Source organism: Cocleimonas flava, from assembly GCF_004339015.1.
In the GTDB taxonomy this organism is placed as follows: Bacteria; Pseudomonadota; Gammaproteobacteria; order Thiotrichales; family Thiotrichaceae; genus Cocleimonas; species Cocleimonas flava.
The window spans coordinates 185098-210709 of record NZ_SMFQ01000004.1 but is presented as its reverse complement, the minus strand read 5'-3'; the positions used below and the strand labels follow the sequence as shown (position 1 = coordinate 210709).

General features: G+C 40.6%; 25 protein-coding genes. 13 read left to right on the top strand and 12 right to left on the bottom strand.

Annotation, left to right across the window (positions count from 1 at the left end; genetic code table 11):
• Window positions 1-47: 47 nt before the first annotated feature.
• Window positions 48-1610, bottom strand: a complete 1563-nt coding sequence (locus EV695_RS12710; protein ID WP_131906363.1) for a choice-of-anchor I family protein — start codon at window positions 1608-1610, stop codon at window positions 48-50.
• Between the two features lie 290 nt (window positions 1611-1900).
• Here EV695_RS12710 and EV695_RS12705 point away from each other — a divergent pair, with 290 nt between their 5' ends.
• The 4 genes from EV695_RS12705 to EV695_RS12695 all read left to right on the top strand — a co-directional run bounded on the left by EV695_RS12705 (window position 1901) and on the right by EV695_RS12695 (window position 4981).
• A complete protein-coding gene (locus EV695_RS12705) occupies window positions 1901-2674 on the top strand; it encodes a ferredoxin--NADP reductase (RefSeq protein WP_131906362.1) in 774 nt (257 codons plus the stop codon).
• Window positions 2675-2820: 146 nt separating this feature from the next.
• The gene (locus EV695_RS12700; protein ID WP_131906361.1) at window positions 2821-4245 is read left to right on the top strand and encodes a hypothetical protein; all 1425 of its coding nucleotides are present in this window, start codon (window positions 2821-2823) and stop codon (window positions 4243-4245) included.
• Window positions 4246-4289: 44 nt separating this feature from the next.
• Window positions 4290-4496, top strand: a complete 207-nt coding sequence (locus EV695_RS20270) for a hypothetical protein (RefSeq protein ID WP_207907079.1) — start codon at window positions 4290-4292, stop codon at window positions 4494-4496.
• Window positions 4497-4597: 101 nt separating this feature from the next.
• Window positions 4598-4981: a YkgJ family cysteine cluster protein gene (locus EV695_RS12695; RefSeq protein WP_131906360.1), complete on the top strand. Its 384-nt coding sequence runs from the start codon at window positions 4598-4600 to the stop codon at window positions 4979-4981.
• 48 nt (window positions 4982-5029) lie between these two features.
• Here the strand turns inward: EV695_RS12695 and EV695_RS12690 are convergent, their stop codons facing one another.
• Complete coding sequence (locus tag EV695_RS12690) at window positions 5030-6352, bottom strand: DUF11 domain-containing protein (RefSeq protein WP_131906359.1); 1323 nt, start codon at window positions 6350-6352, stop codon at window positions 5030-5032.
• Window positions 6353-6544: 192 nt separating this feature from the next.
• On the bottom strand, window positions 6545-7297 hold the full coding sequence (locus EV695_RS12685) for a rhomboid family intramembrane serine protease (RefSeq protein ID WP_131906358.1): 753 nt from the start codon (window positions 7295-7297) through the stop codon (window positions 6545-6547).
• A gap of 65 nt (window positions 7298-7362) precedes the next feature.
• On the opposite strand from EV695_RS12685, the gene EV695_RS12680 reads away from it, so the two are divergent.
• From EV695_RS12680 to EV695_RS12670, 3 genes are all read left to right on the top strand, one after another.
• Window positions 7363-7809 carry a cytochrome c gene (locus EV695_RS12680; protein WP_131906357.1) on the top strand — a complete coding sequence of 149 codons (447 nt, stop codon included), beginning with the start codon at window positions 7363-7365 and terminating at the stop codon, window positions 7807-7809.
• Between the two features lie 158 nt (window positions 7810-7967).
• Window positions 7968-8549, top strand: coding sequence for a hemerythrin domain-containing protein (locus tag EV695_RS12675; protein WP_131906356.1), 582 nt, complete (start codon window positions 7968-7970; stop codon window positions 8547-8549).
• A 265-nt stretch (window positions 8550-8814) separates the two neighbouring features.
• A complete protein-coding gene (locus EV695_RS12670) occupies window positions 8815-9027 on the top strand; it encodes an RNA-binding S4 domain-containing protein (protein WP_131906355.1) in 213 nt (70 codons plus the stop codon).
• A gap of 70 nt (window positions 9028-9097) precedes the next feature.
• On the opposite strand, the gene EV695_RS12665 is transcribed toward EV695_RS12670, so the two are convergent.
• Window positions 9098-9604 carry a DUF805 domain-containing protein gene (locus EV695_RS12665; RefSeq protein WP_131906354.1) on the bottom strand — a complete coding sequence of 169 codons (507 nt, stop codon included), beginning with the start codon at window positions 9602-9604 and terminating at the stop codon, window positions 9098-9100.
• A gap of 238 nt (window positions 9605-9842) precedes the next feature.
• Here EV695_RS12665 and EV695_RS12660 point away from each other — a divergent pair, with 238 nt between their 5' ends.
• Both EV695_RS12660 and EV695_RS12655 read left to right on the top strand, forming a co-directional pair.
• Window positions 9843-10496, top strand: coding sequence for a YehS family protein (locus EV695_RS12660; protein ID WP_131906353.1), 654 nt, complete (start codon window positions 9843-9845; stop codon window positions 10494-10496).
• Between the two features lie 159 nt (window positions 10497-10655).
• Window positions 10656-11048 carry a DUF302 domain-containing protein gene (locus EV695_RS12655; protein WP_131906352.1) on the top strand — a complete coding sequence of 131 codons (393 nt, stop codon included), beginning with the start codon at window positions 10656-10658 and terminating at the stop codon, window positions 11046-11048.
• 244 nt (window positions 11049-11292) lie between these two features.
• Here EV695_RS12655 and EV695_RS12650 read toward each other — a convergent pair whose 3' ends face one another.
• From EV695_RS12650 to EV695_RS12640, 3 genes are all read right to left on the bottom strand, one after another.
• Window positions 11293-13068 (bottom strand): TRAP transporter permease, encoded by a 1776-nt coding sequence (locus EV695_RS12650; protein ID WP_131906351.1) that lies wholly within the window; start codon window positions 13066-13068, stop codon window positions 11293-11295.
• Between the two features lie 156 nt (window positions 13069-13224).
• Window positions 13225-14184, bottom strand: a complete 960-nt coding sequence (locus tag EV695_RS12645) for a TAXI family TRAP transporter solute-binding subunit (protein ID WP_131906350.1) — start codon at window positions 14182-14184, stop codon at window positions 13225-13227.
• Window positions 14185-14299: 115 nt separating this feature from the next.
• Window positions 14300-15145, bottom strand: coding sequence for a PA4780 family RIO1-like protein kinase (locus EV695_RS12640; RefSeq protein WP_425545143.1), 846 nt, complete (start codon window positions 15143-15145; stop codon window positions 14300-14302).
• Between the two features lie 240 nt (window positions 15146-15385).
• Between EV695_RS12640 and EV695_RS12635 the strand changes: the two genes are divergently transcribed.
• The gene (locus EV695_RS12635; RefSeq protein ID WP_131906348.1) at window positions 15386-16783 is read left to right on the top strand and encodes a pyridoxal phosphate-dependent decarboxylase family protein; all 1398 of its coding nucleotides are present in this window, start codon (window positions 15386-15388) and stop codon (window positions 16781-16783) included.
• A 28-nt stretch (window positions 16784-16811) separates the two neighbouring features.
• On the opposite strand, the gene EV695_RS12630 is transcribed toward EV695_RS12635, so the two are convergent.
• The gene (locus EV695_RS12630) at window positions 16812-17474 is read right to left on the bottom strand and encodes an NUDIX hydrolase (RefSeq protein WP_131906347.1); all 663 of its coding nucleotides are present in this window, start codon (window positions 17472-17474) and stop codon (window positions 16812-16814) included.
• A 257-nt stretch (window positions 17475-17731) separates the two neighbouring features.
• On the opposite strand from EV695_RS12630, the gene EV695_RS12625 reads away from it, so the two are divergent.
• The gene (locus EV695_RS12625; RefSeq protein WP_131906346.1) at window positions 17732-18046 is read left to right on the top strand and encodes a hypothetical protein; all 315 of its coding nucleotides are present in this window, start codon (window positions 17732-17734) and stop codon (window positions 18044-18046) included.
• A 98-nt stretch (window positions 18047-18144) separates the two neighbouring features.
• On the opposite strand, the gene EV695_RS12620 is transcribed toward EV695_RS12625, so the two are convergent.
• From EV695_RS12620 to EV695_RS12605, 4 genes are all read right to left on the bottom strand, one after another.
• Window positions 18145-18900 (bottom strand): hypothetical protein, encoded by a 756-nt coding sequence (locus EV695_RS12620; RefSeq protein WP_131906345.1) that lies wholly within the window; start codon window positions 18898-18900, stop codon window positions 18145-18147.
• A 585-nt stretch (window positions 18901-19485) separates the two neighbouring features.
• Entirely contained in the window at window positions 19486-19824 is a 339-nt protein-coding gene (locus EV695_RS12615; protein WP_131906344.1) for a high-potential iron-sulfur protein, read from the bottom strand.
• A 355-nt stretch (window positions 19825-20179) separates the two neighbouring features.
• Window positions 20180-21451, bottom strand: a complete 1272-nt coding sequence (locus EV695_RS12610) for an O-acetylhomoserine aminocarboxypropyltransferase/cysteine synthase family protein (RefSeq protein WP_131906343.1) — start codon at window positions 21449-21451, stop codon at window positions 20180-20182.
• Between the two features lie 242 nt (window positions 21452-21693).
• On the bottom strand, window positions 21694-22305 hold the full coding sequence (locus EV695_RS12605; protein ID WP_131906342.1) for a DNA-3-methyladenine glycosylase family protein: 612 nt from the start codon (window positions 22303-22305) through the stop codon (window positions 21694-21696).
• A gap of 237 nt (window positions 22306-22542) precedes the next feature.
• Between EV695_RS12605 and EV695_RS12600 the strand changes: the two genes are divergently transcribed.
• Together EV695_RS12600 and EV695_RS12595 are read left to right on the top strand one after the other, a co-directional pair.
• Window positions 22543-23706: an ABC transporter substrate-binding protein gene (locus tag EV695_RS12600; protein WP_131906341.1), complete on the top strand. Its 1164-nt coding sequence runs from the start codon at window positions 22543-22545 to the stop codon at window positions 23704-23706.
• 12 nt (window positions 23707-23718) lie between these two features.
• Window positions 23719-25611 (top strand): ATP-binding protein, encoded by a 1893-nt coding sequence (locus tag EV695_RS12595; RefSeq protein WP_131906340.1) that lies wholly within the window; start codon window positions 23719-23721, stop codon window positions 25609-25611.
• Window position 25612: the final 1 nt, after the last annotated feature.

Here is a 25612-nt window from a genome sequence, read left to right as displayed (position 1 = left end):
ACGAAGCGCTAGCATTAAGTTGATTGCTGATCGTAATTGGTATCTTTCTATTTTAAGCGAATTATCGACACCGAACCTATTGGGTCGATACTGTAATCATCGTTTGGCTCACCTTCATCAGCAGTAATGATCATGGTTCCATCTTTACTAAATGTAACCATATCAGGCAGCGCACCAACAACTGCAGAATCAATCAGGCTGAGCGTGTCGGTATCGTAGATGGCTACTTTTCCCGCATCTGTTTTTTCATCTGCCTGAATTGCCACAGCGAGTAAACCATTCGATACGGCCACTGAGTTTATTCCACCGCCTAGCGTACTGGTGCTAATGCTTGATTCGAGAACAGGGTTCGCAGTATCGCTGATATCGATTACATCGACTTGTGATGCCGTTAAGTCTTCACCGTTATTGAGTACAAATAAACGTTTAGTGGTTTTGTCATAAGCGCTGATTTCAGCCGCTGCTTCGCCACCCACAAGAACAAGACGTCCTGTATTCGTACCAAATTTACCATCAGCATCTGCTTCATAAATGGTGATGCTGCCTGACACTTCATTAGAAACGATCAGTGTTGCAAGTTCATTCGGGCTGTCATCAGCAGATATAAATAGAATACCTTCTGGGGCTACATCATCCGCATGGGTGAGCATTTCCACAAACGTTACATCACTTAAATCGCTAATATCATAAACAGCGACTGCGTTTGCGCGCTCTAATCCGATAAATGCCAAACGTTTGCCAGCGACAGTACCGATTGCGACATTCTCAGGTTCTGTACCTTTCGAGTCGCTTCGTCCATCAGGATAAACACCTGCTGTCACGGCTTGTTTGGCCAAGTCGCTACCGCTATCAAAAACGAGTGCACCTGTTTCGCCATTCCAGATACTGAATGAGCGTGCGCCATAACTATTCAAAGTTGTATAAGGCGTGCTTTGAGTAACTGCAGATGTCAGGTTTTGAGTGATGTTTAAACGACCTAAAATTGTCTCGTCTTGAAGGGTGGCAGCATCTGGAAATGCGCTTGCATTTAAAGTGATATCTTCAACGCGTGATTCTTCTACAAAGCCATCGTATTCGCGTGCATCACCTTCATTAGCAGAAACGATATACGTTACGCCATCTTGTTCGAAACTGGCGATACCATCTGGTTGATACATGCCTTTGAGATTTGGGAACGAACGCAGGATAACTGCATCGTCGTCTTTATCACTGGCGTCCAGTTCATTGCCCGCGGCGCCATGGTCTTTAAAACCCAATGGGAATATATCTGTGATTGTCGCTGACAGTAGATCTACTTTAGCGATACCATTATTTTCCTGTAATGAGACCCATGCTGTTGTGGAATCGGCAGAAACTGTCACATATTCAGGCTCAAGGTCAGCGGCTAAATCGGCATTTGGACCAAAAACACGTAAGCCTTTAGCTTCCAGAGCGTTCTCTTGAGCGTTGAATGATTGAAAGTCCAACGTTGCTACAGAATCAACGTATCCTTCGATTTTTGCGGATTTATCGTCGCTCGATGAATTACACGCAATCAGTGTAGATGAGAGCAGTAAAACTGCTAGAGGGGGAAGGTTTCGGTTTAAGCGCATGGTTAATATCCTACTCATTAAAAATTGCTGCACCATACTGAGTTATTGTTAACGTTTAATGACAGTCACGGATAAAAACAAGAATGTAATCGCCTATAGGGAAGGGTCGGTAACAAAGCGAAACTAAACTAAGTTTAAAAAAAAGATTAAAACAAAAGTTAAAACATCACTGTATTTAATAGAACTAGAAACCGTTTAATCAATGAGTGATAATCGCCCGCCTTGTTTATTTGATCGTTAACCCAATCTTTATTTTTTATTTCTAAACCTAAATCAAAACCTAATTCAAACATAAGAAGACTTTTATTATGGCTAAACTCGTAACTGAGACAGTGACAGATGTTCATCACTGGAATGATTCTTTATTCTCATTTAAAACCACTCGTGAACACAATTTTCGTTTTCATAATGGTCACTTTGTGATGATTGGTTTAGAGGTTGAAGGGAAACCGTTAACCCGTGCATACAGTATTGCCAGTGCCAATTACGAAGAAGAGCTCGAGTTTTTCAGCATCAAAGTTACGGACGGTCCGTTAACGTCTCGACTACGTAATCTTAAAATTGGCGATGAGGTATTAGTCAGCACCAAGCCAACAGGCACGTTGATTGCGGATAATTTGCTTCCTGGCAAGCACCTGTATTTAATCAGCACCGGTACCGGTTTAGCACCGTTTATGAGCATTATCAAAGACCCGGATATTTATGAGCGTTACGACAAAGTGATTCTTACACATGGCGTGCGCACGGTTTCTGAACTCGCTTATGAAAACTACATCTCCAACGAATTACCGAATAACGAATACTTCGGCGATTTAGTGAAAGAAAAGCTTATCTATTATCCCACTGTGACCCGCGAGGAATTTCGCAATCAGGGCAGATTATCCAATTTGATTCAGTCGGGTAAATTATTCGAAGATATCGGTTTACCCAAAGCCAATCCGGAAGACGACCGCTTTATGCTGTGCGGCAGTCCATCAATGTTAGAAGAGATGTGTGGCATTCTTGATGGCATGGGCTTTGTGGAATTTAACAAGGGTAAATTAGGACATTACGTGATTGAACGCGCCTTTGTAGAGCGTTAACGGGTTTCGTTAATACCGGCTAAAAAAAGCCCTGTAAGTAGGGGGGTGGCTTTGCTTAGATTAGCAAAGCCTGGTGTATGTTTGAACTTTAGTGCCTTAACATTATCTAGTCATTAACCTTATCAATTTACTGCACGGGCTTCGCAATGAATCATTCAAATCATAAATGGTTAGTTCTACCACTGTTTTTATTACTGATAGCCTGTGGTGGTGGATCAAATTCCAGTAGTGTCAATTCTGACGAAATAACTGGCAACACAGAAGACGAAGTCGATACTCCTGTAGAAACAGAAACAGAAACAGAAACAGAAACAGAAACAGAAACAGAAACAGAAACAGAAACAGAAACAGAAACAGAAACAGAAACAGAAACAGAAATTAATCCAATCCCGAGTTCTGCAAACCCAGCACAAGGGTTGACCGCGAATGATATGGCGTTTCACCCGATGCAGGATATCGCCAAACCTGCTTATCTCGAAGCGATCACCGACCCGTCATTTGGCACCAGCATTCGTCGTATCAGTAATGCGGGTACGGGAAATGTCATTAAACCGATGTACAGCACGATTCAGGCATGGAATGCGGATGAATCGTTTATGCTTTTATACGATCAGGCGAATGGCGTTCATCAATTACTGGATGGCCACACTTATGTCTTTATTCGCAATCTGGATGATGTTATCCCCGATGATATCGAACAGATTTTCTGGGATTATGTAAACCCCGATAACTTTTACTATGTCGATAAAATCACCGCGGATTTAATCCGCTATTCCGTAAGCACGCGCAACAAGAAGGTATTGGTGAATCTGGCAGCAAAGTCGAATTGCGATCAGTACAGTGTGAACCTGGGTAACGATGTACAGATGATGTCTTACGATTCTGACGTGTTTGGTTTCCGTTGTGCCAATGATGTTGCATTTTCTTATCGGATTTCTACGGATACCTTAACCACGTTTAGCATGTCTGATGTGCGTTATTTGGCACCGATGCCAACACCCAGTGGAAAGCGCTATTTTCATCACACAACGGTTTATGGTGCAGATGGTGTCGCGTTACGCCAATTGAATAAGAATAATCCAGAACATGAAAGTCTGGGCCGTTTAGGAAATGGTAATGATGCCTTATTCTCCGTCGAATTTAACCCAGGTCCTCAGGGTGGTTGTGATGGGAATATCATTGCGCATGACCTCACAACGGCTGAATGTTTTGATGTGATTAGTCAGAGGCAAGGTTATGATTATGCCAAAACGGGTACGCATATTTCGGCATTGGCGCATCGTAATCCTGGCTGGATCGCTGCATCGATGGTTGGATATCAGGAAGACGGCCAAGCATTGTTAGATCAGGAATTGATCATTGCAAACGTGCAAGATAAGGATAATGTGCAGGTGTATCGCATTGGACATCATCGTGCTGATGAAAATGAGTTTGATTACTGGGGTGAGCCGCATGCGGTGATTAGCCCATCGGGAACTCGTGTGTTGTTTGGCTCTGACTGGAGTGGTGCTGACGATGGTCAATCGGTAGATGCTTATGTGGTTGAATTACCCGCTTACCAAGCGCCTTGATGTTGTGATTTTATGATGCAATTGAACATTAAAACAAATACAGAATGACTAACGAAAATAAAAATATATTTCTTACTATAGCGCTCGGCACAATGGTGATTGCAACGATTTTGACGGTGCTCGTATATTCTGTGTTCGGCGAGAGTGCGGGTTACTTTTTTATGATAGTGCTGGCGGTGCCGTCGGGTGCGATAAGCTCTTTAATTCTCATGATTATTTATAATGCGGTTAAGGCAAAATCAAACGAGTAACCGATAAAGCAGTAAACAAAACAGAAAAAAGTGCCCCAAAGGTGGGGGGTGCCATTATTATCATTATCGTCTTAGATTTATCGCAGTAAGGAGAGGCGCTTATCAAAGAATGTAATTCATGCGGAAAATGCTGTATCAAATACAGCAATGGTCAGCTCTCAGCTTCGCCAGATGAAATCGAATATTGGGAGGTCTTCCGGCCTGATATTGCAGAGTATGTCGCTAATAGCAAAATCTGGACGAGCCCGGAAACTGGTAAACTGATTGAGCTTTGCCCGTGGTTGAGAAAAGCACCAGACTCCAATGTGTACACCTGCGATATCTATTTCGATCGACCTGAAGATTGCCGTTACTATCCTTCGACCATTGCTGAAATGATTAAGGATGGCTGTGAAATGATGGATGATAATGACAAGGCAAACCCGAAAAAAGCGCAACAGGATTTGGATCGCATTATGGTTGATAGTCGTCCCGCATTAGAATAAGCCCTTATATTTTTTGCTATAACGCAATTCACTTGAATACGTGAGTTGCTAGTCCAGTATCACTCTAAACTTTACCGTAAACGAAGGAGCGGTAGCGCCTGTTTGTGGTAGAAAACTTCCACTCATTGCGGTTTTAAAATTCGTTACCAGGGTATTTGCACCTTCAGCATCGGGAGTTGCGGTAAAGGTGTAAGTAGCGCCATTGTCGTTCGAATACGTTGTCGAAGCGAGGCTTAAGCCACTATTTTGTGCGCCATTGGTAAAGTAGGGTGCTTTACAATTAGCGATATCAGCCACACACAATTTTGTGTTTGCCGGCACTAAGTCGGTTAATACGATGGAATTATTATCTGCAGGACCGTCACCAGAATTTTCCCCCAGAAGCGTATATTCCAGCACTGCGCCTGGTATCGATTTTGGGTTGCTTGTCAGATTGATTGGGTCGTAAATTGTCGCGATGGTTTTCTTCAAGCTTAATTCTGGATGTTGAATGGGCTCCATAACCCAGTAAGCCACTTGCTCTGTTGTATGGTTTCTCTCGGTATTTCTGACGGTATCCTCATCAATCGCTAAGCTGATAGAAGTGGAGATAGGGTTTGATCCATAGAGAACGGCCCAGCCTCCATCACCACCATCCATCGCTGAGAGTGTTGCTGTTGCGTAACTGTAAGAACGCGGCAAAGTATAGTTATACGGAGGTGCAGGTGTGGGCGTCACTGCGCCTCTTACAGTATCCGCACCCAAAGCAATTTTTACATGAGCATTGGCTAAGGTATATTCAGCTTGTTCTGCAATGAAGTACCCTAAGGTTTCGGTATATTCGGTGGTAATATCCGATTCACCTGTATGCTTCCCTACACAGATAGCAGCGTTGGTGGCGGGGTTGTTTTTATTACAAGCGCTTGACCAGAAAGTGACAAAATTTGGATCGTTAAAGCTCATTACCTGACCCGTGACTACGGGATTGGTATAGTTTTGAACTTTAGAACCGGTGACATTAATTGTTTTAGGAATCCCCCAATTACCATTACTGTTGGTCTGGGTTGAATCGATGGTATACGCTTCGTATTTTATCGGGGAGGTGTATGAGCCAGCTTCAGAGACTGTACAGTACACATCAGATGCGCTAACAGCACCATTTAGCGGGCGTTGCACTCTAACTAGAATTGTTGACCCAAGCACTTGTACTCTGACCGAACCCTCTGCATTCGCACCCGATGTTAAGTTATAGGTACAGGCAACAACCGGATTAGAGTAGGAATTATCTAACGTTAATGATTTCCACGAATTACTGACACTGCTGACTTTTACCATCTCAAGGTAAGACGTAATCGGGTATGCGCCAGCAATGACTGGGCATAGAGCAATCAAAATTAATAAGTAACGTCGTATCAAAATAGTTAGGTCTGGTATCTAGTATTTGTTATAAATACTTGAAAAATAGCATGTTTAAACCAAACCCATGATGAATAGATGCGTGTTTTTATGTTGTCATTTTGATTCTTGTATTTGAAATGTAAAACGTATTGCGTTTCTCATTTCTTTCTAACAAATTTCAGGCAGTTAAAAGCCAGTATAGGATTGGCTTCTCTTGATAATATTTCGCCATACCAGCATTAAAATAAAACCAATAATGGCACCGCCAACATGTGCAAAGTGAGCAACACCGCCACCAAATAATGAAAATCCTGTAACCCCAGAAAACAGGTCTATAGCAATAAGGACCGGCACAAAATACTTGGCCGCAATCGGATAAGGAATAAATATCAGCATCAGCTTGGCGTTAGGAAAGGTCAGCGCGTATGCCACCAACACGCCGTAAATGGCCCCAGAAGCACCAACCATAGGCGCATGATAGATATTAAGCATGGTTGAAGCTTGATCGGCGCTGAGTATTTTCGGTGGATAAACCTGCTGCGTAATCATTGAGCTAATTTCAGCGGTACTGATACCTGCATTAACCAGAATGTCGTAAACTTCATTAAACTGGAACTGGTTAACCGCATTGTAGATTAACGCCGCGCCAATACCGCAGGCAAAGTAAAACAGGATAAAGCGCGATTTACCGAGGACTTTTTCCAGTTGAGTACCAAACATCCACAATGCGAACATATTGAACAGTAAGTGTGGCAAACTTCCATGCATAAACATGTGAGTCACGTATTGCCATACATGGTAGTTTTCGTTTTGGGAAAAGTGCAATGCAAGCAGATCGTTTAATCCACTCTGATTTCCTGACGTGCCGATAAACATCACGATGTTTATCGCGATAAGAATATTGACGACACTCGACAATAATTGAAGTGGACTTTGCATTGATTGAAATACCATACATATTTTAAAGTAGCTGTAGTATAACCAATTAAAATAGAGAAATTACTATGAAAGACAAACTCAATGTTCTTAAATTAATCCTGCTTTTTTCAGTATTTTCGATGAGCACAAATGTAACCGCAAATATGTCGAATAATGATTCGCGTGAGCTTGTGAAATTTCCTGAGATGATGCAACAACATATGATGGCGAATATGCGAGATCACGTCGCTGCATTGAATGAAATTCTTGAATTTATGGGGAATAACGAACCAGATAAAGCGGCAGATGTGGCTGAAAACAGATTGGGCATGAGTTCGCTGGATAACCACGGCGCTAGCCATATGGCGAGTATGATGCCCAAAGGGATGCAGGCTGCGGGTACCGCTATGCATCGTGCAGCCAGTCGTTTTGCGTTAAAAGCGCAGGAAGGCGATTTGTTGCCAGCCTACAAAGCGTTATCTGATATCACGGCTGCGTGCGTATCTTGTCATACGGCTTATCGGATTCGTTAATCGATATAGTTGAAACAGTGCTAGTATATTCGCACAAGGTTATAACGGTTATACGCCTGGCCAGAATGGCAAATAGGAAATTAGCGATCGTTTATTGATGTGTTAGTTATTGGGTTTAGAAAAATAATTATAATTAGAGAGTTGTTTCGGAATATCTCATGCCTTCTTTAAAAGTATTTTCTCATAAAAAAAAGACCAAGGAATTGGCCAAAGAAAGCGCTAATAACACTGTGAGCTCCAAGCCCAGCATTAGCAACAGCAATAACCTGAAAAATGATATCAATTCAATACTCCACACCTACGATGTCAGCCTGATTGGGGCACTAGAAAATGATCATATTCAGATCATGGCGCTGTATAGAAAAGCCTTAAAACAAGCGAGAGAAAAAGACATCGTGAGCTTACAACTCACCCTCGTGGAGTTTGCTACCGAGTTCACAAATCACATTCAGATAGAAGACGAAAGACTTTATAGCTATCTGAAAATGATGGCGAGTTCTAAAAGTTCTACCGAGCAGAAAGTGGTGGCTAAGTTTTCATCTGAGATGAAAAACATTTCAATTTCTATCTTTTCGTTTCTAAGTCAGAGTCCTTGTATTCCAGTCACTGAAGACAATATAGAGTTTTTTCTTGAGGAATTTAAGCAGATGGGAGCGCTGTTAGAAGAGAGAATCGAACGAGAAGAAAAGATCCTTTATCCGATTTATAAAAGCAGTCGCAAAGTCGTCGATATTTCTTAGTGCATCGAGAGTGTATAGACCCGTTTTCAGCCTGCATAAAAACCTTGTAAAAACCCTCTATAAGTAGGGGGGTGCCTAATTAAATCTACAGATAATATTATCTGGATTGTTACTAAAGTCGTTTCTCCAATATACTCTAATATTGTTTCAATGTTACTTTAAAGTTACGCTAATTAACTCAGTTTAATTGCGTCTCGGACTATCTTCACGCCTGATCCTTTGTCATTATGCTGCTTCATTACAGATTTATTGAAGAGTATCATCCATGCACATAATTGAAATTACCCGCGAGCCATTAGAACTTTATAAAGTCTTAAAATTTGAAGGCATTCTACCGAGTGGTGGCGAAGCCAAGCATGTGATTGCTGAAGGATTTGTTACCCTGAATGGCGTGACTGAAACGAGAAAAAGAAAAAAAGTCGTTAACGGTGATGTGATTGAATTTAACGGTGAAGAGTACCAGTTGAATCTGGTTTAATTGAGTACGTTATACTTAACTGCGATTAATAATGAAGCCAGCTCATATAGCTGGCTTCATTACATAAATCTTACTGCCCTGCAGCGCGAAGCGCGTAATCCTGATAAGCAGGTAAAGCAATAGCCGCTACAATACTAAGCACAAACAGTGCTAATAATATAAATGCACCTATGGTGATCGCTGTACTGTTTGGTGGTGGTTGATGCCCGAAATTGTTTTCGCCTTTTGTGCCAGGCCAGAAATAGAAGATCAACGAAACAATGGGTATTAATAACAATAAAGAAAACCAGCCGCTTTTGTTGAAGTCGTGACAACGTTGAATCGTAAGCAATACAGATATCACAATAATTCCAATATACAATGCAATGCCTAGGAAAATGCCAATAAACGGAATCATAAACAACAGCATCGCTAATATACCGCCTACAAGACCCACACCCATGGTGTACATCAAATAGCGAATACGCCCGAGTCTTCCGGCTGCAGTAAATATATTTAGGTCTCCGACACCATCAGTTTCAGTGCCTCTTGTTGTGAGTGGCGCCTGTGGCGTTGCGTAGGGATTATTCGCTGACATGTTTTTTCCTTATTTATTATTAAATTTTCGGACACTATATCTCACCTGACATGAATGTTAGCTTAAACTGATAAAAACAGTTTATAGAAGGATTGATTTGACAGCGCGTAAAAAAAGGGTCTAAAAGTAGGGGGGTGCCTATTGATCTAATAGAGTATATATTTTAAAACTCTGGTACAGTTCTTAACTATAAGGTCTGCAAAGACAATCACTGTTATTTGCCTTGAGGGTATATTTTTTGAAAAGTAATGATATTTTGCGTCGCGTTCGTTTTATCTTTAATTTTGATGATTCAAAGATGATCGCATTAATGAGTTCTGCGGATGAAAAAGTAACACGTGCTCAAATCAGTAATTGGTTGAAACGCGATGATGATCCAGAACAAGTAGCACTGACTGATAGCCAGCTCGCATTATTTTTGAATAACTTTATCGAATCCAAACGTGGTAAACGCGAAGGCCCTAAACCACCGCTTGAAAAGAGACTCAATAACAATCAGGTTTTCATGAAAATGAAGATCGCTTTGAGTTTACAAGCCGAAGATGTGCTGGATATTCTGGCAAAAGCTAATTTTAAAATGAGCAAACACGAACTGAGTGCTTTTTTTAGAAAGCCCGGTCATAAGCATTATCGTGAATGCAAAGACCAGATTTTACGTAATTTCCTGCATGGTCTGCAGGTGATTCATCGTCCTGATAAAATTGCTCCTTCGAATTCTACTGTAAAGACCACGGCGAAAAAGCCGTCAGCTAAGAAACCATCAGCTAAGAAACCATCAGCTAAGAAACCATCAGCGGCAAAACCTGCCTCTGAGGGATCGTCTAACGTAGCACCTCCAGCAGGCTATCAATGGAAAAAGAAACCAGATACTAAGTCAGATACAGATAAATAATAAGGCACAGTAAAACTCTCTGAATGTGTGGGGTGTGGACCTAATACTGGTCGTTCTTATTAAAGAGACTAAATGAGTTAAATTGCTTAATATCAATGTGGGTTGAATTCATTCATCTTAGTATCCTTTTTTTTGTTCCTAAATATTCTTGGAGTACGTATGTCTTACACATTATCTACCAGCATCAAACAACCTATTGATCAAGCTATCGAAACACTAAAAGCAACCTGCATGAATCACAAGCTAGGTATCGTGAGCGAAGTGGATGTTCAGGCTACGATTAAAAACAAGCTCGGTGAAGAAATCCCACCTTATAAAATACTGGGTGCCTGCAATCCGGCAATGGCAAAACAGGTTATAACTGCTTCACCCAAGGCTGGTGCTTTATTACCTTGTACGATTGCGGTACGAGAAGTGGATGGTGAAACGTTCTTTGATTTTATGGCACCAGAAGTGGTACTCACGCTTGATACGAATCCTGAGATTCAGGCTGTAGCGACTGAAGCGACCAAGCATATCAATGCGGTTATTGCGGAGTTGGAAGCATTGTAAACTGAGGATCATTATTTTTATACGAGTGTTTGACTGAATTTAAACACTAAACTATAAACACAAAAAAGCCAGACAGAAAAATCTCTCTGGCTTTTTTGTGACAACGATAAAATGACGGTTTTGCTCGGTAATCCAGTTAAAAGAAATATCGTAAAAAAAATCCCCCAAAGTAGGGGGGTGACTTACTGATTCTATCGATGAGTCTAATTATGCTATTTGAAACCAGACAAATACTAGATAAATACTAGATAAAAACAGCGAATAGACCTGCAACGATTAATCCTGCTTTTATGAGAATTTTTGGCTTGCCGATTAACCCATAGGAAACAAATGCCAATCCTACGGCAAGTTTTACAAATACTAATAAGGCCATAAGTGGATCAGTCGCGATCGTAATTATCGCTGGGTTGGCAATCATTCCTAATGGGATTATATAAAGCCCTACGCCCAAAGCCATTGCGGTAAGCGCTACCTTCAACCAGTTTTCGCCGATCATGCCGGCTGCAATGAAAACAGCTCCGCAAACTGGCGGGGTGATGGTAGATAACAGTGCGAACCAAAAGACAAACAAGTGCGCAATGAGTGGTTCTAATCCTAGTTTTTGTAGCGCAGGACCTGCAACTGAAATACAAATCACATAAGCAGCCGTAGTGGGTACTTCCATCCCTAGAATTAAACAGGCTAGGGCGGTGAGCAATAACGCTGGCCAGATCTGTTCGCCACCTACGGATAAAATTAACGAAGTAATTTTTATACCAAGGCCAGTCTGTCCTAGCACGCTGATAATTAATCCTGCACAAAGAATAATCGATGCAATTACGGCGATTTGTTCGCCTGCATTCAGACATACGCTCTTTAAGCGTTGCGTCGTTCGTTTTATATCGATACTTAAGTTGGCATCAAGAAATAACAATACAAAGCCAGAAAGAATTGCGCCTGCTGCTGCAAATTGTGGGGTATAGCCGCCGATAAACATCAGCCCTAATAGAATAATAAAAGGCACCGCAAAAAAACTAGCCGTAATGATAACGGTGCGCTTTTCGGGTAATTGGTCTTTTGCGAGTGGTTGTAGATCATAGCGATCTGCGTAGGCATTGATGCCAATCCAGACGGTTAAGAAATATAAGACCGCAGGCAAGATGGCTGCTCCCATAATTTGAGTATAGGGAGTTCCTGTGAGCTCCACCATGACGAAAGCCCCAGCTCCCATGAGTGGTGGCATGATTTGTCCACCAGAAGAAGCCACGGCTTCTACAGCGCCAGCAAGTCGTTTAGGGTAATTGAGTTTTTCCATCGCCGGCAAGGTAATCGCGCCAGTTGATGCAACATTGGCAGAGGCAGAACCCGAGATAGAGCCAAACAAAGCACTGGATAGTACGGAGACTTTGGCAGCTCCGCCTTTGAGTCTGCCAGCCGCAGAGGTTGCAAGATTCATAAAACCTTGACCCGCTTCACCAGCATTAAGAACAGCCCCCATAATCACAAAAATGGCGACTATATTGACTGAAACGCCGGTAAGGCTACCCCATAATCCGCCTTCTGCAACGGTCATGGTTCCGAGAAAACTTTCTATGGGTAAGCCCGGGTGTCCAAATTCACCAGGCAAGTGACTACCAAATAATCCATATAAAAGCGCGAGTGCAGCTATTGTTGGTAATGGCCAGCCAATGGCGCGTCGAGCCATCTCCAATACACAAATAATCAGAAAACCGGCAAGCCAGATTTGCCATTGTCCTTCTAAAGAACCGTATTGATCTGATAATAATTCGTGTTTAAAAACAATATAAAAACACGCCGCTAGTCCCAGAACAGTAAATACACCCCCACACTTTTGGGCACTTTTTGTTTTCGCCAGATAAATGAATACCCACGGAAGTGCGAGTGCCATGTGCAACGGGCGGCTAACTAAACTAGGGATTAAGCCACTGAAAATAAGCCAGATATGAAAAACCACAGAGAGTGCGCCGAGGAGCACCCAGAGTGGTTCAGTCGAGCCGAGTGACTCTTTTTTATTAAGCATCTTTTATACTTGTTTCTTTTTACTTGGATTTATTGGGTATTAACTGTTTTTGGACGGTTATTAACGATGATGATTAGCAACGGTTATAAACAATGAAGCAAGCAATAAATAAAGCCTGCTTCATTGTGCTACTAAATAGTTTATTGATAAACCGAATTAGCGAATTGCTTCCGGAACGTCTGCTTTAATCTCGTCGTAATACTTAAGCGCACCAGGGTGTAGTTTGCCATACACGTTTTCTAACATTTTAGGTGTAACAGCATTCCACCAAGCGGTATCTTTTCCTAAATTTTCTTTCTGTGTCCAGAACGTTTTAGTGAGTAAATACGCCGTGTCATCATCCATTTGAGTGGTCGCATGAGCAACTACAGGTAATGATGTGGTCACAGTGTCTTTATCAACACCCGTGTAAGTGCCAGCAGGGATCACTAGACGAGTACGTTTGGTTTGCTTTATCTGGTCGTCTGTTAAAGAAAGAATAGAGACGCCGGTGCTTGCCGCAGCTTCGATAACATTAGGTGCAGGATATGAACCTGCGGTAACAAAACCATCGATTTGTTTATTTTTGAGGGCTGCAACGGCTGCGTTTAACTCTGCACCGGCTTGCTTTACTTTACCTTCTAGACCGAAAAGCTTTAGGTATTTTGTGCCTTCTTTCGCACCAAATGAGCCTTTGCCGATAAGCATTGTTTTGCCTTCTAATCCTGCGAAATCAGTGATGCCACTATCTGCTCTTACTACAAAGTGCATGGTTAACGAAGGAATCGGGAATAACGCACGGATCTCGCTAAATTTAGGGTTACCTTTGCCTTTAAACATGGCAATTTCTTTTTGTGCTAATTTGACCAGGACCGGAGGCGTGGTGAATACATAATTACCAGGTCGCTTTGCCGCTTCCATAACATTCTGTACCGAACCCTGACTCTCTTCGACGGTCACAATCACTTCGCCATCGCTGCCTTTTTTCATGGCTTCAGCTAGTTGTACTGCCATCTGGTAATAAGATGAGCTGGTTTTCGCCGATTTAAAGGTAACGCGCGTTTCTGCCTGTGCACTTAAACTGGTGGTTAAACCTAGCGCTATGGTTGCCATGAATATAGCAAATTTAGTTTTCATAAATTATTTCTCCTGGTTAAATAAGTCACTTTTCTTTTTTTATAAGCTTAAGCGTAGTTTAAGATAGTGTGAATATCCGTTAAAAAATGAGTGAAATTAGCGGGATGCTTAAATATTAAGCATCGTTTTCACGTTTACGCTCTAAACGGCTTTGTTCTTCATCGAAGGCTGCCTGAATCTCTTCAAGTACGCCATCCACATCGGCGGCACTGGTATCTTCAACATACTCACCGGTTAAAATTGTGTCGGGCTTGAGTTTACCTTCTTCATAGAGCTGCCAGATCTCTTCGGCAAAATGTGTTTCATGCAGATAAGGATCAAACTGACCAAAGTAAGTGATCATATTTTGTACATCGCGAAATAACATGGATTTCGCGTTGTTGTTAGCAGCGGCATTAACCGCTTGAGGTAGGTCGATAATGACCGGTCCGTATTCGTCTAGCAGTACATTAAACTCGGATAAATCACCATGAATGGTGCCGGCGCATAACATTCTTACAACATCCTGCATCACGATCGCAAAGTTTTCGATTGCTTCCTCTTCGGTCATGGTGACATCACCAAGACGTGGGGCTACATCGCCATTCTTATCGACAATCAGTTCCATTAACAGAACGCCATCGAGACAGCCATAAGGCTCGGGCACACGCACATCGGCATCTGCAAGCAAATACAGTGCATCGACTTCGGCATTCTGCCAGATTTTTTCTTGTTCTTTACGGCCGAATTTTGAGCCTTTTTCCATGGCACGGGCGCGTCGGCTATTTTTGACTTTACGACCTTCGGTGTATTGCACGGCTTTCTTGAAGTTACGCTTAGCCGCTTCTTTATAGACTTTTGCAGCACGTATTTCAGTACCACAGCGAACTACGTAAACATCAGCTTCTTTTCCGCTCATCAAGCGGCTTAGTACTTCATCGACTAAACCATCATCTACCAGAGGTTGTATTCTCTTTGGAATTTTAATGCGTGTTACCCCAATTATTTTAGAGACCCTTTGTACCTTATTTTGAGTGCTTAGGGAATATGCTTGTCCGGTTAAATTTTCTTTATATTGGTAAGGCTTTAAAATGTTTTGTTATGATCCTGAATAATTTAAAAATATCGTCCTATACTCAATCCTTAGTTTGATTAGCTATTTGCCAGTCAAATCTCTTTAAATAATTCTTCGTTATAAGCGATTACAATCTGGAAAAGTACAATGCACAACCTGAATAATGAATTAGAAATGCTCAAGCAAGTCATCCAGGATTTTGAAAAAGATCGTCCCGTTAATACGGCGGCTTCTGCCAGAGAAGTACTTGAGACACTAGATGTTGGATTATCAGATTCAGGCTGTGATTCAGAAACACTTATTGCGTTTGCGAAACAGTATGTGGGACTTAACCCAGATGTCAGTCAAACAGACTTCTTCAAACTCTTATATTCCGGTTTAAATGCACCTGCATTGTTTGGTGAATGGGTAGCAAGCTTAAGCAACGCAAATATGCATACCTATCAAATGAGCCCCGTCGCTACATTGATGGAGTTAGAATTAATCAAGCAATGGAATCAATTGATTGGCTACGAACACGGTGAAGGGGTGCTAGTGAGTGGTGGTAGTCAGGGTAATCTTATCGGCATGATGTTAGGCCGTCATCATAAAGTAGGTGACTGTAAACGTTTGGGCTTACTGGGTAAAACCTTGGTCGCTTATGTCTCTGATCAAGCGCATTACTCCAGTCAGCGTGCTGCCAATTTATTAGGGATTGGTACGGATAATTTGATCGGTGTGGCCAGTGATGAAGAAGGGCGCCTGATCCCAGAAGAGCTGGAAAAAGAGATCAAGTCTTCCCTGGAAAAAGGACATACGCCTTTTTACATTGGGTTAACCGCAGGTACCACTGTGATAGGTGCTTATGATCCGATTAAGCCGTGTGCTGAAATCGCTAAACGTTATGCGCTTTGGTTGCATGTCGATGGCGCATGGGGCGCACCTGTGTTATTCAGTAAAGACCATCGTCATTTAATGTCAGATGTTTCGTTGTCGGATTCGATGAGTTGGGATGCGCACAAATTACTCAGCGTACCTTTGACGGCTTCGGGTATTCAGGTAAAAAATCCAGGCATGTTGAAAGACGCAATTGCTGGCGGCGGCGGTGAGTACTTGTTCCATCAAGATGAAAATGCAGACTTTAATCTGGGTGAGAAGTCCATTCAGTGTGGGCGCAGAGCAGATTCATTAAAAGTGTGGATGAGTTGGAAAGCCAATGGTTCCCAGGGTTTTGCGAATAAAGTCGAGCATTTGCAAATAATGAAAGCTCATTGTGTTGAGCAAATTGAAAATCACCCACGTTTTACATTATTAGCACCTTCAGCGTATTTGAATATTCTATTTAGATACGAACCAGAAGCGGCACTGTCAGAAGAACAATTGCGTGAACTTAATATTACCATCTGTAAAAATCTGAAAAGCAAAGGGTCTTCGTTTATTGATTACGCAAGCTTTAAAGGCCGTAGTGGCATCCGTTTGATTTTAGGGAATGTTGATACAACGAGTGAAATTGTAGATAACGTATTAGCGTTATGTGCAGAAGAAGGCGATTTACTGACTCAATAAAAAAACGCCTCAAAGGTGGGGGGTGCCTTTAGTAATCTACAGGCTCGTTTTTCAGTGTCTTAATTAAAGAATCTGTCATTCGAGCGGTCGCGCCCCATAGTAATTCACCTTCATATTCCTTGAAATACAACACTGGAATAGGTTCTTTTACATTCGGCACTTCCCGATAACGGATTTCATGATTATTCTCATCTGCCAGCCAATCAAGCGGCAATGTAAAGGCATGACTGACTTCTGATTTTTGTAAAGTTAGGTCGTAGGGCCAGGCTACAGTGGCGATTACGGGTGTCACTTCAAACCGACTTACAGTGTAATGTGGGTTCAATTTTCCCAGTACATTAACATCGTTAGGATTGATCCCGATTTCCTCATGAGTTTCGCGCAATGCGGTATGTATGATGGACGGATCATTTTCTTCATGCTTGCCGCCGACAAAGGCAACTTGCCCGCTGTGCATATCATTTTCGATAATTGAGCGCCGAATAAACAGAATGTGCCAGCTCTCTTCAATTCTTAGAAAAGGGATCAAGACTGCCGCTTTGCGTTGTGCTTTATTCAGTTGATTAGGATATTGGCCCGTTTCACTGTTGTTGCTATTGCCGGGAGAAGTAGGAACATCATAACTGGATGGTATTTGTTTATTTAAACATTGCTGAATTTCTTCAGGACTTAAGTCATTGATTATTTTCATTTTAAAATTATCTTTGTCGTCTGTTTATTTACTTATATCTACTTACTGGCTTATGTCTATATTCTTGCATTAACTTGCATATAGCTGATTTCTATCAGGCTAATGATTAACTGCTTCTCTTTAAATTAACCTTAGCAGTTAGGATTCAATTTATCTAAATTTTAATCATTTAAATTTCAACAGCAAGATAATCTAGTAGAAAACAGTAACTAAGTTTATATTGGTATCAGTTAAGTTTATTAAATAGAGGTGTCGCTATGTTTGAGAAAAATTTAAGTTGTGAATTGCGTGTCGTGTTTGCCGTTTTATCTGTCATGTTCTTACTGACTGCGTTATTCGGTAAATTCTTCGCCATTATTGGTCTATTAGTCACTGCATTTGTCGCAGCAACGGGCGTCTGTTTGGGAGCTAAAATCCTGGGCCCTGCATTTTGTAAGAAATCAGTCACTGATGCGTTAAGCAATGCTACCGATGAAGTGAAATCTGCAGCTGATGAGGCCTATGATAATGTAAAAGATGCCACTGATGATTTTGTTGATAATGTGAAAGACAAAATTTCCAAGAAAGATTAATCACATTTTTACATACAAAAAGCCCGGCTTATCCGGGCTTTTTGTATGTATCTAGGTATTAATAAAAGTACCTGTAATGTTAGTTGGAACTCTGTTGCTTAGTACCAGGCATAATCGTAGTGGTTATTTCTTGGTTGAGACCAGCGTGTTAAACGATTATTCATCTTGTTACGAATATTATTAGAAGCAACGTTTTGCAAATGATTGATTCTTGATTTTTCGTGTCGGTTTAATCTTCCATCGCGCTTATAGTAAGCAATCTTATGTTGAATCTGGCGCTGTTCCTGACGAAGTTGCTTCACTTCACGCTTTACTAGTTGGCCATTTTCTCTACCTTGATGAATTCTACTCTGTTGTCTCTTCTTACGTTCATAGATATTAAACGCTTGGCGTGCACCCTTGTTGTAAACGCCTTTTCTGTGCACGTTGTTATAGCCAATTTGGGGTGCGTTGCTACTCCATGTAATTGAGAACGACGACTGTGGCTTATTGTAATGACGTCTTTCATTATGATGTTTCACATGCTTTTTAACGTGTTTGCGATTATCGATATAACGCTTGTTGTGTCTCTTTTGAGATTTGTTATCTAATTTTGCGATTATTCTTTTGTGCGGAAGTTGATGAAGTTTTGGTGGCTTAGGAGGTTTCACCTTAGTCACGCGACGAATTTGCTTTTGTTTGGCGTTGTGATGTTTCGCGACATCTTTTTTAACGCGTTTGTGTTTATGGTTTCTGTGTTGATCGTTTTTATAGTTTTTATTCGGACCAAATTTAAAGTCATCCGCTGCTGCGATTGAAGGCGTTACTACCGAAACTGTTAGGCCTAGCAATGCTATCAATAGTGAATTCTTCATCTGTTACTCCTTCCTGAGTTAAATAATTTTCGAGATTTATGATGAGAATATGACGAGAGATAAATGAGCGTAATTTCTTAGGTTTTTCGTAAAAAAAGATGAATAGTAAGGCCATTTATCGTGTTTTACGGAAAAACTAGGGAATTCAAGCCATTTTTATCCGGCATCATTCTCGTGTATAGGTCTCCTTAAATAGATTGTTACAACCTATATAAGGTATGAGGGCTGGATAAGGTAATGGTTTAGTTCTTTACATTTATTTACAAAGACTTAACAAAACTGACTTAAAAGAATATGTATTTCAACAAAACTAATGTAGTAAACAAAAAATGCTTGAATGTTTAAAAGCCATTGATAGCGGATAAACGAGGAAACTTGGGATAATAAAACAAGGATCAATAAAACAAGGAATACCGATAATGGTGAATAAAGAAAATTAGGCAGGATCGAATGGGTTATTCGAGATACTCGTTAAGACAAATAAAAAAGCCGAAAAGCAATCTCAGCTTTTCGGCTTCACTACATTAATCGAAAGATTTATGCGCTTAGCTTTTTATAAGTGTTTATTCAAACGGAAACACAAACTTAAGCTTTCTTGGCATAAGCTGTACACCAGCCCGTAGCGCTTACTTGTTTTCCTGCAAAGATAGTACAAGTGCCTGCTGTATCAGATTTACTCGTATATAAAACACATGAAGAACAGCTTTGTTCAGCCGTGTGCTTAGTCTGAACAGCACCATCTACAGTGGCTGTATCTTTTTTGTAACCTAAGCCTATTGCCATTGGATCATCTTCAGTGAGTTCTGGAAGATCATCAGCGTAAACGCTTGGTGCAATAATTGACGCTGCTACAACTGCCGATAAACCGAAAAGGCTTTTCTTAAGAATGTTTCTACGTTTTAGATCGATAATACTTTGTTCCATTTTTTTGTCCTTCGTTTATTAGTTAAGACATTTTTAGTTATGGCTTATCAGTGTTGATAGCCATGATTGAGTGTGCGCGAACGAGAGTATCTTCCTTTAAAAAAAACAGAGCATTGATATTTATCACTCAATTTATTTTTATTTTGTAATGAATTTGAGCGTAATTTTTTAGAACAAGACGAGTAAATGATGAATAAATGATGAATAAATGGCGATTGAGCTATGAATAAAGAACTAATAAATTCAGAGCGTATTATGTGCGTTTAGATTTTTGTAGACTAGAATGAAAACTGCCGGAAAGAATTTCCAGCAGTTTTAGCGCTATTTTATAGCGTTTTTAACACTTGGTGTTTGCTTATACTTTTTCCAGAGCCTGGCTCACATCAGCAATGATATCGTCGATGTTTTCAATACCCACCGAGATTCTTATCAGATCTTCACTGACACCGGCTTTGGCTAATTCTTCTGGGTTTAACTGGCGATGTGTAGTGGTTGCAGGATGACAAGCCAATGACTTTGCATCGCCGATATTCACTAAACGTAAGATCATATCAAGTGCATCGATGAATTTACCACCGGCTTCTAATCCACCTTTAACGCCAAAGCTCAAAATACCTGATGCTTTACCTTTGGTAATTTTTTTACAGGTTTCAGCGTAAGGGCTATCTGGCAATGTTGCGTAATTTACCCAGCTCACTTTTTCGTGATTGCTAAGGTAAGCGGCTAGTTTTTCTGCGTTTTCACAGTGTCTTTCCATACGAAGCCCGAGTGTTTCCAAGCCCTGTAAAATCAGGAATGCACTGTGTGGTGCAAGTGCCGAACCGGTGTTTCTTAATGGACCAACACGACAACGACCGATATACGCGGCAGGGCCAAGCGCTTCTGTATAAACCACACCATGATAAGAAGGGTCTGGTTCATTCAAGATAGGGAACCTAGCTTTGTTTGCCACCCAGTCAAACTTACCTGAATCAACAATCATTCCACCTATGGAGTTTCCGTGACCGCCGATGTATTTAGTCAAAGAGTGAATCACAATATCAGCGCCAAAATCGATAGGGCGACATAAAAATGGTGTCGCTACCGTATTATCAACCATTAACGGAACACCATGTTTGTGCGCAATTTCTGCTAACTTTTCCAAGTCAACGATATTACCGGCTGGGTTACCAATGGATTCGCAGAAAATGGCTTTGGTGTTTTCGTCTATCGCATTTTCAAAACCTTCGTAATCATCATGAGTGACCATACGAACATCTATACCTTGACGAGGCAAAGCATGAGCGAATAGATTATAAGTACCACCGTAAAGCTGACTAGTGCTGACGATATTTGACCCTACGTCACAAATACCCTGAATCGCATAGGTTATCGCAGACATACCGGATGACACGGCTAATCCGGCGATACCACCTTCCATTTCTGCAACACGTTGCTCCAGAACATCATTGGTAGGATTCATGATGCGCGTATAGATATTGCCGGGAACTTTCAGATCGAACAAATCCGCACCGTGCTGGGTATCGTCAAACGTATAAGACGTAGTTTGATAGATAGGAACGGCAGCAGCTTTAGTTGTCGCTTCCGATTTATAGCCGTGGTGAAGTGCAATTGATTCTAATTTCATAGCGGTACTCTTTATTTTTGAGAAAATTAAATAATGAATGTGAATGTATAATTATTGTAACAACGTAGTTTTTTAATTCGGTTAAATAATAGCGTAAAAAAGGCTCCAAAGTAGGGGGGTGTATTAAATTTAATAGAACATTGTTTTAGGGGCACTGGTTTTGGGGTACTGGTTTAGGGATACTGTTTAATAAAACTAATTTTTTAATCGATTTTCGTTCTGTAAAAGAAGAACGTAGTCAATCAGGTAGGGGCACCATGATAGTAGTGCCATAAAAATAAGCTACCGATTGAACGCCACGGAGACCAGTGTTCAATTATTTTTTTAGCTTCGGCTGGGGTTGGTTTCTCATCCAGCCCTTTGAGTTTTTGTAAGGCTACTAGTAAGGCTAAATCCCCAGAGGGGAAAATATCGGTGCGTTGCAGCGAGAACATCAAATATATTTCAGCACTCCATGGGCCAAAACCCTTGAGTGCAACAATCGCTTTGATCGCTTCTTCGTCATCCATGGTTTCAAGCGATTCAGGGGTAAACTCACCTTGGGCGATGGCTTCTGCCATACCTTGAATGTAAGTCGTTTTTTGTTTTGATAGCCCAATACTTCGCAGTTGTTCATCAGTAACGGCGAGCACTTTCTCGGCGGTGAGTTCAGGTAATAGTTCGCGTGCACGAAGCATAATTGCTGCTGCAGCATGTGTGGATAGCTGTTGACCAACCACGATGGAGAAAAAAGTTTCAAACCCTGGTGGTCGAATTCTAGGTTCTGGATAACCCAACTGAAGTAATGCAGTTGCTACATCTGAATCCCGTGTGGCAATTTCATCGAGGCCTTGTTTAATAATTTTATTGTTCATGATATATATCCAGAAAGAGTGTAAAACTCGATAATCTTTGTGCATTTTTGCTATAACAGTAGGTGTATTAAATACCCTGTTAATTTCGATGAAACAGGGTTATCTGCTTAATAGTCATAACAATAAATGATTTCTGTACTAATATATTCAAAAATATACGCATGCAAATTATTGTTCATCGATAACCTCCGGCATTAACAATTAAGAAAGGATAAAAATTAAGGTGTACTCACTTATATGAAACGATGTTTTATAAAGCTGATTTCTCTATTGGTTGTTACGGGTGTTTGTGCTTTTTCATACCCTGTACTCGCAACAGTTAGTACCATAAAAAAACCATCAATAGTTTTCATTAGTCCAGATTTTGCTGAAAGCCAATTTTTTAATATTGTTAATAAAATCATGCGAGATGCTGCCGATGATTTGGGGATTTCATTAGAAATTTTATATGCTGATGATAACCCTACCACTACGATAAAAATAGGCACGAGTGTATTAAACAGAACCACAAGACCAGATTATCTAGTGATGGTTAACGAAGTCGTTGCCACGGCTAAATTGATGAAATTGGCTAATCAGCTGGGTCAAAAAACCTTTTTATTCAATGCCGACTACCAGGAAGGTCAGTATGACCAGTATCAATCGAAAACATGGTCAGGGAGTTTATTGCCAGATGACGAACAGGCGGGTTATCAGTTAGCAAAAGTATTAGTCACTGAAGCGAGAAAGAAAAAGTTATCCGATAAAAATGGAAAAATAAATATTATTGGCATTAACGGCGACCATCGCAGTCGGGTATCTATTAGCAGAAAGAAGGGCTTGCAGGTATTTGTCGATGAGAATAATGATGTGGAGTTATTACACATCGTGAATGCGTATTGGAGTAAGAGAAGAGCGACAGAAACCGTTGAAAACCTACTGAAGTTATTCCCCGAAACTAATCTGATTTGGTCTGCTTCAGATTACATGGCAAGCGGCGCAGCAATAGGTGCTGAGAATATGAACAGAGTCATAGGTAAAGACACGCTCACCTGCGGTATTGATTGGTTACCTTCGACATTTGAGGAAATCAAAGATCAGCGTTTATCTTGCTCCATAGGTGGTCATATTTTTGATGGTGCCTGGTTGATGGTACTATTGCATGATCAATTCAATCACTTTTATCCTGATTTCATCCAGAAGAGAACGCATTTCAGCTCAATCAATAATGAAAATTTGAGTGGTATAGAGCGTATTTTTGATCAGGAATTATGGAAGAAAATAGATTATAAAAAATTCAGTAAGGCTTATAACCAGAGTTTTTCAACCAGTCATTTCGGATCACAACTATTGATTGATGAGCTAAGCACGTTTAGTAACACGCTAAACAAAGAACGTCACGTCTTTAATAACGTTAACTAACAAGAAGTATCAATGCATACCATTACTCATAAACTAAATAGAACCCTGCTGTTTTACGTATTCATATTTAGTACGTTCGTCACAATGTTGGCAACCAGTTTGCAACTATATTTAGATTACAAAAAAGATATTGAGTATCTCGATACGCTTTCTACACAAATATCAAAAAGTCATGTGAAAGGGCTTTCAACAGCCGCCTGGAATATGGATGTGCTGCAAATTCAGGTGTTGCTTGATGGATTGGTGGCAATCCCAGAAGTAACCTATGCGAGCGTATTGTTTCAGGGTGAAAAAATATCAGAATCCGGTAATGAAAATAATAAAAACACCATAAAACACAAACGTAACCTCAAGTACGAAAGGCGAAATGAAATTATTCATATCGGTGAGTTTGATTTCCATATAAGTAAAGATCACGCCATACAGTCATTAATTAATCAGTTTTTTGTCGTGCTGTTTATCAACTTCATTCGTACCTTCCTGGTTGCGGGCTTTATTTTGTTTGTTGTCGATTTCTTGATTACCAAACACCTTGTCAATATCACCCAATCTTTGAAGAAAATTGAATCCTTCGAATTACTCGATAATGAAATAGTTCTGGAAGGGAATCGGAGTAAAAGAAATGAACTGGATGTCGTTGTCAGTTCCATCAATGAACTATTGAAAAACTTGAAAGAACTCTGGGAAAGCTATCGTATCAGTGAAAATAATTTCTTCCAGCTGGTTGACCATTCCAGTCAGGGGATTTTGATTAGTACCGATGGCAAGATAGATTTTTGCAATAAACAGTTTCTCAGAATGTTTGACATAAAGTCACTGCAAGATATCGATTACGAACAATTCTCTCCGTATTTTATTAATTACGGTAAAGAAATCTACAACGTCGATATCCAGACGCTGAACAAAAAGAATGAAGAATATCGAAAAGTAAGAAATGAAATTCATTTGAAAGACACTAATCAGGATTTTCTTTTTTATACCTCTGCTGCCATCTGGAACAATAAATTTGGCACTTTGTTAATGTTTGTTGATATTACTGAAGCGGTAGAGTTAAAGAAACGCCTAAAAGAACAACAGGCAAAATTAATACAAAAAGATAAAATGAATACCTTAGGTGTGATGGTTACTGGTATTACACATGAGGTTAATAATCCGAATAATTTAATCAAGATTAATGCGGAAGTGATCCAGAATAGCTGGAATGAAGTGTTACCGATTCTGGATGAATATTACGCCAAGCATCCTGATCAAGAACTGCAGAATATTCCTTATGATGAAATGCGCGGGCTGCTGACTGCTGCAATGGAAGATACAGCGAGTGCGAGTAAACGCATCGAAAAAATTATATCGGGTTTATCTACCTTCATCAGGGGCGAAGAAACACTGGAGATGAGTAAGTGTGAACTGCCCAAAATCATCGTAGAAACCATCAAGATGCTTCAGCCCCAAATTAAAAAAAGAAGGGTACACATTGTTTTTGATAACAGTGTAGAACTGCCGGCATTTGAAGCAAATTCATCGTTGATCAATCAGGTATTTGTGAATCTGATTTTGAATGCTGTGGAAGCTTGTGATCCGAGGAATTTCCAAAATGATCAGCAGGGTGAGGTAAAAATAGAGACATCTGTGACAGAAGATTACGTTTATGTCATTATCAAAGACAATGGTATTGGTATTAAGGAAAAAGATATCAATAAAGTATTCGATTTGTTCCAGTCATCAAAGTCAACGATAGGTGGAACAGGTATCGGTTTGTCCATTGTATATGCCTTAATCAAATTGCATCATGGTGAGATTTGGGTAGAAAGTGAAGAAGGCTTTGGTTCAACATTTACCGTCAAGCTTCCAATCAAGCAGGGTAAATCTGAGTCAAAGGATAATAAGGAAGGAATATCTCTAGGATGAG

What these genes read in the sequence shown, in the direction of transcription:
- EV695_RS12700 (WP_131906361.1), top strand. Translation starts at nt 2,821, where the DNA reads ATGAATCATTCAAATCATAAATGGTTAGTTCTACCACTGTTTTTATTA.
- EV695_RS12630 (WP_131906347.1), bottom strand. Translation starts at nt 17,474, where the DNA reads ATGAAAATAATCAATGACTTAAGTCCTGAAGAAATTCAGCAATGTTTA.
- EV695_RS12610 (WP_131906343.1), bottom strand. Translation starts at nt 21,451, where the DNA reads ATGAAATTAGAATCAATTGCACTTCACCACGGCTATAAATCGGAAGCG.
- EV695_RS12685 (WP_131906358.1), bottom strand. Translation starts at nt 7,297, where the DNA reads ATGCAAAGTCCACTTCAATTATTGTCGAGTGTCGTCAATATTCTTATC.
- EV695_RS12655 (WP_131906352.1), top strand. Translation starts at nt 10,656, where the DNA reads ATGTCTTACACATTATCTACCAGCATCAAACAACCTATTGATCAAGCT.
- EV695_RS12645 (WP_131906350.1), bottom strand. Translation starts at nt 14,184, where the DNA reads ATGAAAACTAAATTTGCTATATTCATGGCAACCATAGCGCTAGGTTTA.
- EV695_RS20270 (WP_207907079.1), top strand. Translation starts at nt 4,290, where the DNA reads ATGACTAACGAAAATAAAAATATATTTCTTACTATAGCGCTCGGCACA.
- EV695_RS12710 (WP_131906363.1), bottom strand. Translation starts at nt 1,610, where the DNA reads ATGAGTAGGATATTAACCATGCGCTTAAACCGAAACCTTCCCCCTCTA.
- EV695_RS12625 (WP_131906346.1), top strand. Translation starts at nt 17,732, where the DNA reads ATGTTTGAGAAAAATTTAAGTTGTGAATTGCGTGTCGTGTTTGCCGTT.
- EV695_RS12675 (WP_131906356.1), top strand. Translation starts at nt 7,968, where the DNA reads ATGCCTTCTTTAAAAGTATTTTCTCATAAAAAAAAGACCAAGGAATTG.
- EV695_RS12600 (WP_131906341.1), top strand. Translation starts at nt 22,543, where the DNA reads ATGAAACGATGTTTTATAAAGCTGATTTCTCTATTGGTTGTTACGGGT.
- EV695_RS12605 (WP_131906342.1), bottom strand. Translation starts at nt 22,305, where the DNA reads ATGAACAATAAAATTATTAAACAAGGCCTCGATGAAATTGCCACACGG.
- EV695_RS12635 (WP_131906348.1), top strand. Translation starts at nt 15,386, where the DNA reads ATGCACAACCTGAATAATGAATTAGAAATGCTCAAGCAAGTCATCCAG.
- EV695_RS12670 (WP_131906355.1), top strand. Translation starts at nt 8,815, where the DNA reads ATGCACATAATTGAAATTACCCGCGAGCCATTAGAACTTTATAAAGTC.
- EV695_RS12705 (WP_131906362.1), top strand. Translation starts at nt 1,901, where the DNA reads ATGGCTAAACTCGTAACTGAGACAGTGACAGATGTTCATCACTGGAAT.
- EV695_RS12595 (WP_131906340.1), top strand. Translation starts at nt 23,719, where the DNA reads ATGCATACCATTACTCATAAACTAAATAGAACCCTGCTGTTTTACGTA.
- EV695_RS12620 (WP_131906345.1), bottom strand. Translation starts at nt 18,900, where the DNA reads ATGAAGAATTCACTATTGATAGCATTGCTAGGCCTAACAGTTTCGGTA.
- EV695_RS12615 (WP_131906344.1), bottom strand. Translation starts at nt 19,824, where the DNA reads ATGGAACAAAGTATTATCGATCTAAAACGTAGAAACATTCTTAAGAAA.
- EV695_RS12650 (WP_131906351.1), bottom strand. Translation starts at nt 13,068, where the DNA reads ATGCTTAATAAAAAAGAGTCACTCGGCTCGACTGAACCACTCTGGGTG.
- EV695_RS12665 (WP_131906354.1), bottom strand. Translation starts at nt 9,604, where the DNA reads ATGTCAGCGAATAATCCCTACGCAACGCCACAGGCGCCACTCACAACA.
- EV695_RS12680 (WP_131906357.1), top strand. Translation starts at nt 7,363, where the DNA reads ATGAAAGACAAACTCAATGTTCTTAAATTAATCCTGCTTTTTTCAGTA.